11 protein-coding genes are annotated in these 12,848 nt (G+C 72.5%); 6 read left to right on the forward strand and 5 right to left on the reverse strand.

Annotation, left to right across the window (positions count from 1 at the left end; genetic code table 11):
- Positions 1–63 precede the first annotated feature (63 nt).
- The 3 genes from Pen02_RS19605 (at position 64) to Pen02_RS19615 (ending at position 2,023) form a co-directional block, all read left to right on the forward strand.
- The gene (locus tag Pen02_RS19605) at positions 64–699 is read left to right on the forward strand and encodes a phosphoribosyltransferase (protein ID WP_203867546.1); all 636 of its coding nucleotides are present in this window, start codon (positions 64–66) and stop codon (positions 697–699) included.
- 19 nt (positions 700–718) lie between these two features.
- Positions 719–1,117, forward strand: a complete 399-nt coding sequence (locus Pen02_RS19610; RefSeq protein ID WP_203867547.1) for a TFIIB-type zinc ribbon-containing protein — start codon at positions 719–721, stop codon at positions 1,115–1,117.
- Positions 1,118–1,282: 165 nt separating this feature from the next.
- Entirely contained in the window at positions 1,283–2,023 is a 741-nt protein-coding gene (locus Pen02_RS19615; RefSeq protein ID WP_239140982.1) for a maleylpyruvate isomerase N-terminal domain-containing protein, read from the forward strand.
- Between the two features lie 105 nt (positions 2,024–2,128).
- On the opposite strand, the gene dnaB is transcribed toward Pen02_RS19615, so the two are convergent.
- Complete coding sequence (gene dnaB, locus Pen02_RS19620; RefSeq protein WP_203867750.1) at positions 2,129–3,535, reverse strand: replicative DNA helicase; 1,407 nt, start codon at positions 3,533–3,535, stop codon at positions 2,129–2,131.
- A gap of 504 nt (positions 3,536–4,039) precedes the next feature.
- On the opposite strand from dnaB, the gene Pen02_RS19625 reads away from it, so the two are divergent.
- Positions 4,040–6,682, forward strand: coding sequence for a hypothetical protein (locus Pen02_RS19625; protein WP_203867548.1), 2,643 nt, complete (start codon positions 4,040–4,042; stop codon positions 6,680–6,682).
- A 204-nt stretch (positions 6,683–6,886) separates the two neighbouring features.
- On the opposite strand, the gene rplI is transcribed toward Pen02_RS19625, so the two are convergent.
- From rplI to rpsF, 4 genes are all read right to left on the reverse strand, one after another.
- On the reverse strand, positions 6,887–7,336 hold the full coding sequence (gene rplI / locus Pen02_RS19630; protein WP_203867549.1) for a 50S ribosomal protein L9: 450 nt from the start codon (positions 7,334–7,336) through the stop codon (positions 6,887–6,889).
- Positions 7,337–7,350: 14 nt separating this feature from the next.
- On the reverse strand, positions 7,351–7,590 hold the full coding sequence (gene rpsR / locus Pen02_RS19635) for a 30S ribosomal protein S18 (protein ID WP_007073789.1): 240 nt from the start codon (positions 7,588–7,590) through the stop codon (positions 7,351–7,353).
- A gap of 44 nt (positions 7,591–7,634) precedes the next feature.
- Positions 7,635–8,183, reverse strand: a complete 549-nt coding sequence (locus tag Pen02_RS19640; RefSeq protein ID WP_203867550.1) for a single-stranded DNA-binding protein — start codon at positions 8,181–8,183, stop codon at positions 7,635–7,637.
- Between the two features lie 75 nt (positions 8,184–8,258).
- A complete protein-coding gene (gene rpsF, locus Pen02_RS19645; protein ID WP_101368798.1) occupies positions 8,259–8,549 on the reverse strand; it encodes a 30S ribosomal protein S6 in 291 nt (96 codons plus the stop codon).
- A gap of 1,057 nt (positions 8,550–9,606) precedes the next feature.
- On the opposite strand from rpsF, the gene Pen02_RS19650 reads away from it, so the two are divergent.
- Together Pen02_RS19650 and Pen02_RS19655 are read left to right on the forward strand one after the other, a co-directional pair.
- Positions 9,607–10,386: a deoxyribonuclease IV gene (locus tag Pen02_RS19650; protein ID WP_203867551.1), complete on the forward strand. Its 780-nt coding sequence runs from the start codon at positions 9,607–9,609 to the stop codon at positions 10,384–10,386.
- Between the two features lie 13 nt (positions 10,387–10,399).
- Entirely contained in the window at positions 10,400–12,847 is a 2,448-nt protein-coding gene (locus tag Pen02_RS19655) for a hypothetical protein (protein WP_239140984.1), read from the forward strand.
- Position 12,848: the final 1 nt, after the last annotated feature.

The raw sequence follows: 12,848 nt of genomic DNA on the forward strand, positions 1-12,848 counted from the left end.
GGCGGGCAGGGTTTCTGTGGCGTCTGGCGAGCGGGACGGGCCGGCGGGGCGTAGACCTGAGGCATGAGCGCGACCTATCAGGATCGGGCGGAGGCCGGTGCCGTACTGGCCGATCGGCTCGCCTCGGTCGACGGCGACCCCGACGTCGTCGTCCTCGGGCTGGTCCGCGGCGGCGTGCCGGTGGCGGCGGCGGTGGCGGAACGGCTCGGCGCCCCGCTGGACGTACTCGTGGTGCGGAAGCTGGGCCTGCCGGAGGCGCCGGAGGTGGCCTTCGGTGCCGTCGGGCCGGGCGGACTGCGGGTACTCAACGAGGAGATCGCCGACCGGTTGGCGCCGGCGGAGGTGGACGCGGTGGTCCGGGCCGAGATCGCCGAGTTGGAGCGCCGGGAGGGGCTCTACCGGCAGGGCCGGCAGCCGCTGCGGCTGGACGGCCGGATCGCGGTGATCGTCGACGACGGGCTGGCCACCGGTGCCACCGCCCGGGCGGCCGTCGGAGTCGCCCGACAACTGGGCGCCCGGCGGGTGCTGGTCGCCGTCCCGGTCGGCGCGCCGGAGGCGTACGCGGTGCTCAGCCGTACCGCCGACGAGGTGGTCTGTCCCGAGCGGCCGGCCGACTTCGGCGCCGTCAGCCGCTACTACGACGACTTCCACGAGGTGTCGGATGCCGAAGTGGTGGACGCACTGACAGGAAGTCGGTGATTCGACCGGGTACCGTCGAGTGATGCAGATGACCTGTCCCAAGTGTCGTGGCGACATGCGCCAGTACGAGCGCAGCGGCGTCACGGTTGACCAGTGCACCGAATGCCGTGGCATCTTCCTCGACCGGGGCGAGTTGGAGAAGCTGTTCGAGGCCGAGGCCAACTGGAGCCAGCAGACCCCGGCGGCGCAGCACGCGCCGGCCCCCGGTGGCAGTTACCCTCCGCCGCCGCCGGCACCGCACCAGCCCGCCTACGGTGGTCCGAGCCACGTCCCGCCGCCGCCACCGCCGCCGCCCGCGCACGGTTACCCGCCGGCACCCGCTCCGGCGTACGGCCAGCACGGGCAGCCGCACCACGGCTACCACGGGCACTACCGGCACAAGAAGCGGAAGAGCTTCCTGAACGACTTCTTCGACTGATCGGCCCCACCGGCGGGACGGCACCGGTCTCCACCGGGAGACCGGACCCCGATCCGGCCGGCTGAGGCGAATCCTGCGAATCCCCGTGCCCGGGCAACGAACTCCGCGCGTCACCGACGGGCGGGCGTACGTTCCTGAGTGCGGGGATTCCGCTTTCGGCGGGAGGTGAGTGGGCTGGACGGGTCAGGGGCCGGGTCCGTCGACGCGACCCCGGCTGCGGGTACCGGCCTGCCGGCGCGGGCGGCGGTGCCGCAGCGGGCGCTCGGTGCGGCGTACGACCGGATCACCTCGACCGTCGACGGCCTCGCCGACGCCGACCTGCTCCGGCCGACCCGCTGCCGGGGGTGGTTGGTCGTCGACCTGCTCCTGCATCTCGTCCTCGACGCCCAGCGGGCGCTGGTGGCGCTCGCCAGTCCGGCGGTCGGCCCGGCCGACGTGGACGCGGTGAGCTACTGGCGGTCGCCGGACGACCCGACCGAGGGCCGACACGCCACCTGGGTACGCCGGTCCGCCGCCGCCTTCGACCGGCCGGGCGGGGTGGTCCGGCTCTGGACCGACACCGCACCGGCGGCTGCCCGGGCGGCTGCCTCGGCCGACCCGCTCGGGTACCTCACCACCCAGGGTCACGTGCTGGCCGTGCCCGAGTTCGTCGCCACCCTGGTCACCGAGGCGGTGGTGCACCACCTCGACCTGACGGTGGACCTCCCGGACGCGCCGGCCCCGGACCCGGCCGGTGTCGCCGTCGCGGTGGCGACCCTGGACGGGCTGCTCAGCGACGAGGCGATCCGCCCCGCCGACTGGTCGGACGTCGACTACCTGTTGAAGGGGACCGGACGACTGCCGCTGACCGCGCACGACCGGATGGTGCTCGGCGAGGCCGCCGGCTGGTTCCCGCTGCTCGGGTGAGCCATGCCTGTCGGCCGGTGCCCCCCGGGGGATGGTTCGGTCCCCGCCTCGGGTTGGCCGTGCGTGACGGTCAGGTCGGGCACGATCACCACCGGGGGTGTGGGATCAGACGATCGCCATGTCCACGAAGCGCGAGAGGTGGAGCTGGGCGGCCACCGTCACGGTGTCGGTCGGGCCGTTCCGGTGCTTGGCGACGATGAAGTCCGCCTCGCCGGCCCGGGGCGACTCCTTGTCGTAGTAGTCGTCGCGGTGCAGCAGGATGACAACGTCCGCATCCTGCTCAATCGAGCCACTTTCGCGCAGATCGGACAGTTGAGGACGCTTGTCGGTACGCTGCTCCGGGCCACGGTTGAGCTGACTGACCGCGATCACCGGGCACTCGACCTCCTTGGCCAGCAGCTTGAGCCCTCGGGACAGCTCCGCGACCTCCTGCTGCCGGCTCTCGGTGCGCTTCGGCGAACTCATCAGCTGGAGATAGTCGACCACGATCATCTTGAGGTCGTGCCGTTGCTTGAGCCGCCGGGCCTTCGCCCGGATCTCCATCAGGTTCATGTTGGGGGTGTCGTCGACGAAGAGCGGCGCCTCGCTGATCTCGCCCATCCGGCGGGCCAGCTTGGTCCAGTCGTCGTCCGAGAGCTGCCCGCTGCGCAGTACGTGCAGCGGCACCCGGGCCTCGGCCGAGAGGAGTCGCATCACGATCTCGACCTTGCTCATTTCCAGCGAGAAGATCGCGCTCGCACAGTTGTGTCTGATGGCGGCATTCCGGGCAAAGTCCATCGAAGCAGTTGATTTGCCAAGACCGGGGCGTCCCGCCACAATCACCAACTGCCCCGGATGCAGCCCGTTGAGCAGCCGGTCCAGGTCGGTGAAGCCGGTCGGTACGCCGGTCATCACGCCACCCTGCGCGCCGACCGCCTCGATCTCGTCCAGCGTCGGCTGGAGCATGTCGGCGAGCACCGCGAAGTCCTCGCTGACCCGCTTCTCGGTGACGTCGTAGATCGCCTGCTGGGCCAGGTCCACCACGTCGTCGACGTCCCGCCCGCCGCCGCCGGCCGACCCGTAGCCGAGCTGGACGATCCGGGTACCCGCCTCGACCAGCCGCCGCAGCACCGCACGCTCGCCGACGATCCGGGCGTAGTAGGAGGCGTTGGCGGCCGTCGGCACGCTGGCGATCAGCGTGTGCAGGTAGGGTGCGCCGCCGATCCGGGCCAGGTCGCCGGAGTCGGCGAGCGCGGCGGCGACGGTGATGGCGTCGGCGGGCTCGCCCCGGCCGTAGAGGTCCAGGATCGCGTCGAAGACGGTCGCGTGCACCGGCCGGTAGAAGTCGTTGGACTTCAGGATCTCGACGACGTCGGCGATGGCGTCCTTGGAGAGCAGCATGCCGCCGAGCACGCACTGCTCGGCGGCGATGTCCTGCGGTGGGGTCTTGTCGAACCCGCCGTCGCGCGGCGGCCCGTTGGAGGGTGGCGCGGACGGACGCGAATCCCCACGGACCTCGTCGGTGACCGACACGGGCATCCCCCTCCACCACACCGGCTGGCTCCAGCGAACCGCCGACGTACGACATTTCTCGGCTGACCGGGGCTCCGGTCGGTTGCCGGTCTCGTCCCCCGCTCCGGCCCGGCCGGCGACCGGCGGGCCGTACCGCTCGGCCCTGGCCGGCCAACTCGACCGGGGGATGTCGGCACGGGCGGCAGGGTCAGGGGGCAACGATACGGAGGTCGAGGTCAGGGACTCAACCACTGCGGTGGACACAACTCGGGACAACCTGTGGACGGCTGCCGGCGGGGTGTGTGCAGCCCTGTGCACAGGCTGTGGACAACGATTGGGGAAGATAGCCTGGAGCAGGCCTGACCTGCGACGACTCGGTCCCCAGCATGTGGAGGAAAGAAACAGGTCAAATTCGGGCTACCGGGACGGCGTATCATCGGGCGACGGCAATCTTGCGTACGGCTACTCGCGAACGACGTACCAGACTCCTCGCGATCGACTAACCAGAAAGGTCACGCCTCGGCTGTGGACCATCGGGATCGGGGTGAGCTCGCCCGACAAGAGTGGCAGGACAGTGGCGGCCGGACCGACCCGGCCACGCCCTGGCCCGCTGACCCGTACTCGCGTCCTGACGGCACCTATCGCACCCCGAGCCGGCGTCGGGCGCGGGGGCGCGGCGCGCCGGATCCGGTCGACAGCTACACGCCGTCCTGGGCCCGGGAGTCCACCGAACCGCTCCAGCCCGGCGCCGCCCGACCGTACGCCGACACCTCCGGCTGGTCCGCCGACGCCGAGCCGGAGCGCCGCGACGGAGGCCGGCACCACCGCGCCGACCGGGCCGCCGAGCCGGTTGCCGAGACCGGCCCGGTTGCCGACACCGGGCCGGCGGGGCGCCGACGGGTGGCCCCGGAGGTCGCCTGGGACAGCAGCGGCGACTACTGGCGCAACTCCGGCGGTACGAATGCCGACCCGGCGGGTGACGAAACAGCGGGCGGGGAGACTGCCGACGACCACTGGCGCGGTAGTGGTGGCAGCGTCGGCTGGCGGCGCGGCGCGGCGACCGGGGCGACCGACACCGGGACCGACCCGAGCGGCGGGACCGGTACCAGTGGCAGGACCGACCCGAGCGGGACGGGTACGAGTGACGCGACCGGACTCGGTGGCGGAGGCGGCAGCGGCGGGTTCACCGGTACCCCGGCCACCGGGCGGCGTGCGGCACGTCGGGCCGGCGGCGGTCGGCACTCGGACGAGCCCGACGACTGGGCCGCCGCCGCACCCACCAGCGGGTGGATAGCCGCCGCGCCCACCACCACCGGCGGCTGGGTCGACGCACCCACCAGTGGCGGTTGGATCGCCGACGCACCCACCTCCGGCGGTTGGGCCGCAGCCGCCCCCACCACCGGGGCCGGCGCGAACGGCGGCGTGCTGGGCGAACGTTCCACGGCACCACGGCGCGGCCGGCGGCGCCGGGCCGAGGCGGACGACGATCCGACGGCCGTACCCACATCGGGCTGGGGCGTCGGGGCCGCCGATCCGCCGTCGGGAGAGACCGGCCGGCACGACCGACCTAACCGGGCCGACACCGCGGTCAACTGGCTGGACGGGCTCGACGGGTCCCGGCCGGGCCGGCGGAGCCGGGCCGGTGCGCCGGGTGGCGACCGGGAGCGGACCGCACCGGACGGCGCGGCACCGCGTGCTCCGGGGCGTCGACGCCGGGCCGAGCCGGCCGCAGGGGAAGCCGAGGATTCGACCGGCTCCGCGCAGCCCGTCGGGCGGCAACGCTCCCGGCATCGCGCCGCCGACGAGACGACGCCGGCCACGGAGCAGCCGGAATCCACCGGGCGAACCCCGGAGACCGAAGAGTCGAGGGCCACCGCCCGCTGGGTGCGCTCGCCCAGCGAGAGCGACCCGGACAGTGGCACCGGACGCCGGTCACGCCGGTCCGACCAGGGCGGCGCGACGGCACGCCGACGGGTACGCGAACCGGACGCCGAGCCGATCCGGTCCGACCAGGGCGGCGCGACGGCACGCCGACGGGTACGCGAACCGGACGCCGAGCCGGTTCGCCGCGACCGCGACGCCGGACCGGTACGCCGGGTCGGCGACGACCGGGCCGGGCGGGGCCGACACGCCGATCCCGGGCCGGAAGCCCGCGCCGAAGCTCCGGGCTGGCGTACGGACCCGGGGCCGTGGGACCGGCTCACCGACACCGGCATGATCGACCGGGTGACCGACCCCGAGCCGCCGGGCGGTTCCGGCGCCGGCCGCCGCCGTGACCGGGGCGGCGAGACCGGACAGTGGGACGGGTTCACCGACACCGGCCAGTGGGACCGGTTCACCGACACCACCGAGTGGCGGCACGGCGAACTCGCCGGACTGGCCCGGGACACCGGCCCCGGGCGGGAGAACACCGCCGACGGCGGATCCGGGCAGGCCGGCCGTACCGAGCCGGACGGTGGTGACGCCTTCTGGTCCGGTACCCGGCTGGCCGGTGACGACCCGCGCTGGATGGGCATTCCGGAGTCCGCCCCGCGTTCACCGGCCGTCGCGTACCCACCGCTGCCGGACCGGCCGGTGTCGCCGGCACGTCGGACGGGCGACTCCGTGTCACCGCCACGGCGACGGGCCGCCACGGCATCAGCATCGGCATCGGCACCTGTACGGGGCCGGGCCGGTGCGGTGGGCTCGACCCGGAGCGTCAGCGGAGCGGGTACGACGACCAGGCGCCGGCCGGCCACCGGCAACCCACTGCCCTCGGCGACCCGGACGGGGCGGCCCAGCCCGCTCAGTCGACGACTCGAAGACGACCTGCTCGACCCGCAGCCCAGCGGCCCACTGACCGCCGTCCTCTACACCGCCGCCTGGTACGCGGTCGCCGTGCTCGCGGTCTTCGTCTGGGTACTCACGCTCGACGCGAGTGTGCCGGTGGACTGCGTACCCGGCACCGCCGGTGCCTGTGAGTCGGAGCGGAGCCAGGCGATCTCCGCGCTGCTGGCCGGAACACCACGGTTCCTCGCCGCGCTGGCGACCGGTCTCGTGGTCGCCGCCCTGATGCGCTGGTTCAACCGCACCTGGCGGGCGGTGACCGTCGGGCTCTCCGCCGCCGTGGTCGGTGGTGGGCTGTCCACCGTGATCTTCAGCGCGATCAGCGGTCAGCCGCTCGGCTGAGTTCTGCCGCCACCGGCTCGCGGGGGCCGCGCCGGCAGGTGGGGTGGTGGTGTGGTGAACGGCTCGACCGCGCTGCGCGTCGAGAACCTGCCGTTCGGTTCGGTCAACGGACAGCTCCGCCAGCAGCAGGTTCTGGTCGGGAAGACAGTTCCGGGGTGCCGTCCGATCGGACGGCACCCCGGAATCTCGCTGTCGCCTGCTCGGCTACTTGCCCGGAACGACCTTCAGGTCGAACCGCGCGGTGACCTCCGGGTGCAGCTTGACCCGCACCTGGTGGCTGCCGACCGACTTGATGGCGCCGGGCATCTCCAGCCGACGCCGGTCGAGGGACGGCCCGCCGGCCGCCTTCACCGCGTCCACCACGTCGCCGGGGGTCACCGAACCGAAGAGCCGCCCGCCGTTGCCGGCGCGCGCGGTCAGGTTGACCTTGAGGCCCTCGATCTGGGCCTTCACCTCGTTGGCGTGGCCGAGGTCGCGAATCTCCCGGGCCGCACGGGCCCGCCGGATGACCGTGACCTGCTTCTCCGCGCCCTTGGTCCAGGCGATCGCGAAGCCCTGCGGCAGCAGGTAGTTACGGCCGTAGCCGTCCTTGACCTCGACGATGTCGCCGGGGGCACCGAGGCCCGATACCTCCTGGGTCAGGATGATCTTCATTTCGGCGCCTCCTCTCAGCGGGCCGTGGCCGTGTACGGCAGGAGCGCCATCTCGCGGGCGTTCTTGACCGCACGGGCGATCTGCCGCTGCTGCTGGGAGGTGACCCCGGTCACCCGCCGAGCGCGGATCTTGCCGCGGTCGGAGATGAACTTGCGCAGCAGCGCGGTGTCCTTGTAGTCGATGTAGGTGATCCCGTCCTTGTCGAGCGGGTTCACCTTCTTCTTCGGCTTGCGCAGTGCCGCAGCCTTCGCCATTGCTCTTGCTCCTGGTTTGCGATCTCGGGTGTTCGGCACCCGAATCAGAACGGGGGCTCGTCGTCGAAGTTTCCGCCGCCCGAACCGGACGAACGCGAGGAGGCCGGAGCCGCCGAGGCCCACGGGTCGTCGAAGTTGCCTCCGCCGCCCTGGCCACCGCCGCCGCCACCACCGCCGGAGGCACCGAATCCGCCACCACCGCCGCCGGAGCGCGACATCTTCTGCACCTTCGCCGTGGCGTACCGCAGCGACGGGCCGATCTCGTCGACCTCCAGCTCGATGACGGTGCGCTTCTCGCCCTCGCGGGTCTCGTAGGACCGCTGCCGGAGCCGGCCCGACACGATCACCCGAGCGCCACGCTGCAACGACTCGGCGACGTGCTCGGCTGCCTGCCGCCACACGGTGCAGGCGAGGAACAGCGGCTCGCCGTCCTTCCACTCACCGGATGCCTTGTCCATGAACCGGGGCGTCGAGGCGACCCGGAACTTGGCGACCGCGGCACCGGACGGGGTGAAACGCAACTCGGGGTCATCGGTCAGGTTGCCGATGACCGTGATGGTGGTATCTCCTGCCATGACCATCTCCTCGCGCACTCATCAGTCCCTGCAAGGCTGCCAGAGCAGTACGACAGGTCTGGTGAGGCTGATCCGGGCGTGCCGGGAAACGCGTCAGCGCGTCTCCGGCCGGATGACCTTGGTGCGCAGCACGGACTCGTTGAGTCGGAGCTGCCGGTCCAGCTCGGCCACCGCCGCAGGCGTCGCCTGCAGGTCGATGACGGCGTAGATCCCCTCGGCCTTCTTGTCGATCTCGAACGCGAGGCGGCGCCGCCCCCACACGTCGAGCTTCTCCACCGAGCCACCCGCGGTCCGGATCACGTTGAGGTACGTGTCGAGCGACGGGGCGACGGTGCGCTCCTCGAGGCTTGGGTCGAGGATGACCATGATCTCGTAATGACGCAAGACGTGCTCACCTCCTCTGGGCTAGCGGCCACGGTCCTTCCGTGGCAGGAGGTCATGCGTCGTTGCCGCGCGGTCTCGGGAGGGATCCCGTCGCGCCACGGACAACCTGAGCAGAATACCCGGTGCACCGGTACCGGGCGTCGTCGGACCCCTGCGTCCCGCCGGTGCGCCCGGGGGCGACAAGAGCCTCCTCCGGCGCGGTGACCGGAGGAGGCTCTTCGACGCAGAGCCGCGGGGCGCATCCCGTCCGCATTCTTTGGGTGGGACCTGGGGAGGAACGACCACACCGATGAGTTGGACGGAAGGCGCCCCGCGGAGCCTATTGTATTGTCATCTTACGCGATAACAGTCTGAGTTGTGCGTTGAGCGAAAATCGCCCGATTTGCTCCTGTCGAGACTCCCGCCACAGCAACGGCGGCCACCAGCGCCGACAGGGAGAGCAGCCCGGCGGGCCGGATCGGGTCGGCGTACCAGGACGGCGGCAGCCCCGCCGGGTCGGTCCGGCGGCGGAGGATGGCTGCCCGGCACCGCGTACTGCGGCGCCCCGGCGCTCCGGGGGTCGGCCACATCGGGACCATGCGGCACCGACCCCACCTCGGCCCGCCCGACCGACCCGGCGGGGAAAACCTGGACCGGCGCGACCGCCCCGGAACGTGACCGCTTCGCGCCGACCGCGACACCGGACAGCAGCGGCGGTGTGTCCGCGACGAGCGCGGCGACCGCTACGGCGGCGCGGCGGCGTCGGAGCGACAGGGCCACGTCTTCCCTCTCCCGGCACGGTCCGTGCACTCGGCACGGCTCCTGGATCGATCCCGCCCGTACGCCGGGCGAACGGATCTCACCTGGAAGAACGATTCATCAGCCGGCCGGTGACGCGCCGGCTCGCACGCGCCACCGCACCAGCTCCAGCACGGCACGGGCGCCGGCTGCCGCGCGGCACCGCACCGGCCCGGCGCGGTACGAGCGGCGGTCATCGGGCGGTACGGCACCGGCCGGCCGGACCGGAGAGGTGCGCCCGTCCCCGCCCGGCCGGCCGGCGCGACGTAGGCTCGCCTTCATGCGTATCGGAGCCCATGTCGACGCCACGGATCCGTTGGACGAGGCGGCCCTCCGGAAGGCGGACGCGGTCCAGTTCTTCCTCGCCGATCCGCAGAAGGACTGGAAGACACCACAACCACGACCCGACGCCGCCCAGCTCCGCGACTCCGAGGTGGACGTCTACATCCACGCGCCGTACGTCATCAACCTCGCCACCACCAACAACCGGATCCGCATCCCGAGCCGCAAGCTCCTGCTCGGGCACGCCACCGCCGCCGCCGCGGTCGGCGCGAAGGGCCTGATCGTGCACGGCGGGCACGTCAACGCGGGCGACGACATCACGGTCGGCTTCGACAACTGGCGCAAGGCGTTCGCCCAGGCCGCCGAGTCCGGTGGGCACGGCGTTCCGGTACTCATCGAGAACACCGCCGGCGGTGACAACGCCTGCGCCCGACGGTTCGACAACCTGGCCCGGCTCTGGGACGCCGTGGGCGAGTACGACGTCGGCTTCTGCCTGGACACCTGCCACGCGCACGCCGGTGGCGAGGACCTGCTGGACATCGTCGACCGGGTACTCGCGATCACCGGCCGGATCGACCTGATCCACGCCAACGGCTCGAAGGACGCCTTCGACTCTGGCCGGGACCGCCACGAGAACCTGACCGACGGCACCATCGACCCGGAGCTGGTGGTCGCGGTGATCCGCGCGGCCGGCGCTCCCGTCATCGTCGAGACTCCGGGTGGGGCCGACGGTCAGGCCACGGACATCGCCTATCTCCGCGACCGCGTGGGCCGGTAGGGGGCGCTAGCCGATGTCGACGGACCAGTCCGACGCCGCCAACGACACGGCGCGGTCCACCGCGCCCACCAGCACCGCCACCCCTGAGCCGCCCGGCACCGGTACCCCGGACCGGAGCCCCGACCGGGCGAGCGAGCCCGGCCCGGCCACCGGAGCGACGCCGGCCGAGCAGCAGCCGGAGTCGGGCGCGGCGGCCGGAGTGTTGCCGGCCGAGCAGCAGCCGGAGTCCGGTGCGGCGGCCGGACCTGCGCCGGACGCAGAGCTGGACACCGCACGGACCGACAAGCCACACACCACCGACAAGCCGCGAACCATCGACTCGGCGGAAAGCAACGGCTCGACACAGACCACCGACTCGACGCAGGCCACGAGGCCGGTGGACGGGAGGCCGAGCAGCACGCCGGAGAAGCCGGCCGAGCCCGGCAGCACGCCAGGCAAGCCGGTCGAGCCCGGCGGCGACGACGGCAGCGGGACCGACGCGAAGAAGGTGGACGGAGCCGAGCCCGAGACGGCCGCCGGGACCGGGGACAAGGCACCGAACGGGACCGATACCGAGCAGCAGGACGGCAAGGGCAAGGAGAAGAGCGAGGCCGACAAGGAAGAGAAGGACAAGGGGAAGAAGGAGAAGAAGGGCGGCAAGGAGGGCAAGGACAAGGCGACGGACGGTACGGAGCCGGCGAAGCCCGCCGACCCCTTCACCTCGTTCGGGCCCGCTCCGGAGGTGGTACCGGGCCGGGTCGGGCGGATCGGTCGGGCGGTGAGGCGTCGGCTGGTACACGAGTGGAGCCTGGCCGGGCTCGGTGCGCTGGTCCTGGCGGTCCTGATGACCTGGCCGACCCTGCGCTACCCACGGCACACCCTGCCGCAGGACACCTGGGACCCGACCCTCCAGGCCTGGCAGGTCGCCTGGTCCGGGCACATCCTGCTGACCAAGCCGGCCCAGCTCTGGCAGAGCAACGCCTTCTTCCCGGAGACCTGGACCTTCGCCTTCTCCGACACGCTGCTCGGGTACGCGCCGGCCGGCATGATCGGTCAGGGACCGGAGGCGGCGATCCTCCGGTACAACATCCTGTTCGTGCTGGCGCACGCGCTCGCGCTGGTCGGGGCGTACGCGCTGGTGCGGCAGCTCGGGTCGGGGCGGATCGGCGCCGTGGTGGCCGGGGTCGGCTTCGCGTACGCGCCGTGGCTGCTCGGACAGGCCGGTCACCTGCACGTGATCTCCAACGGCGGCATTCCGCTCGCCCTCGCCATGCTGGCCCGGGGACACGGCTGGTCGCTGCGGCACGGCTACCGGCCCGAGCGCCGTCGCTCCGGCTGGGCGTTGGCCGGCTGGCTTGTCGCTGCCTGGCAGCTCAGCCTCGGCTTCGGCATCGGCCTGGTCTTCGCGTACGTGATGGGTCTGATCACGGTCGTGGTGCTGCTGAGCTGGCTGGTCCGGCGGATCCTGCGCCGGACGCGGCAGCCGGTCGGATTCCGGCTGCTGCTGGCCGACTTCTGGGGCGGCGCGGCCTTCGCGGCGACCGGCGCCCTGCTGGCGATCCCCTACTTCAAGGTCGCCGAACTGCACCCCAACGCCCGGCGCACCGCCGAGGAGCTGCACAACTACTCGCCGCCGCCGGGTGGCTTCCTCACCGCTCCGCCGGAGTCGCTGATCTGGGGCGACCTGCACGAGCCGGTGCGCTCCGGGCTGCCGGGGTTGCCGGAGACCACCCTGTTGCCGGGGTACGTCCTCTTCGCGCTCGCCCTCGCCGGCCTGTTCTTCTCGATCTGGACGGTACGCCAGCGGCTGCTGCTGCTGGTGGCCGTACTCGCCGCCGGGGTGCTGGCGATGGGCAGCCGGTTCTTCGGCGGCACCTGGACCTACCTCCCGCTCTTCGAGCACGTACCCGGATGGGACGGGCTGCGTACGCCGGGTCGGCTGATGATCTGGGTGACGCTGCTGCTCGGCGTTCTCGCCGCCGGCTCGGTCGGCGCGTTCGCGGAACGGGCCCGGCAGATCTCGGCCGCCGAACGGGTGCCGCCCCGGCCGGGGCCGTTCCTCCGGCTGGTCACCCTGCTGCCGATCGTGCTGGTGCTGGCCGAAGGGCTGAACAGCACGCCGCATCCGGTGGTACCGGTGCAGCCAGCGGCGATGCGGGTGGCCAACGGCCCGCTGCTGGTGCTGCCGTCGGACCAGAAGACCGACCAGCACGTGATGCTCTGGTCGACCAGCCGGTTCCAGGACATCGTCAACGGCGGCAGCGGGTTCACCCCGACCCGGCTGGCCGAGGTACGCCAGGCCACGGCGAACTTCCCCGACCAGGCGAGCATCGACTACCTGCGCAACATGGGCGTACGAACGGTGGTCGTGCTCCGGGACCGGGTGGCCGGTACCCCGTTGCAGGCCACCGTCGACCTGCCGGTCGACACCCTCGGGATCAGCCGGGAGGACGTCGGAGAGACGGTGGTCTACCGACTCTGAC

The sequence above is a fragment of the Plantactinospora endophytica genome, assembly GCF_016862915.1.
Lineage (GTDB): Bacteria > Actinomycetota > Actinomycetes > Mycobacteriales > Micromonosporaceae > Plantactinospora > Plantactinospora endophytica.

Coding starts and splice junctions, on each gene's coding strand:
- Pen02_RS19605 (WP_203867546.1), top strand. CDS start 64: ATGAGCGCGACCTATCAGGATCGGGCGGAGGCCGGTGCCGTACTGGCC.
- rplI (WP_203867549.1), bottom strand. CDS start 7,336: ATGAAGATCATCCTGACCCAGGAGGTATCGGGCCTCGGTGCCCCCGGC.
- rpsR (WP_007073789.1), bottom strand. CDS start 7,590: ATGGCGAAGGCTGCGGCACTGCGCAAGCCGAAGAAGAAGGTGAACCCG.
- Pen02_RS19650 (WP_203867551.1), top strand. CDS start 9,607: ATGCGTATCGGAGCCCATGTCGACGCCACGGATCCGTTGGACGAGGCG.
- Pen02_RS19655 (WP_239140984.1), top strand. CDS start 10,400: ATGTCGACGGACCAGTCCGACGCCGCCAACGACACGGCGCGGTCCACC.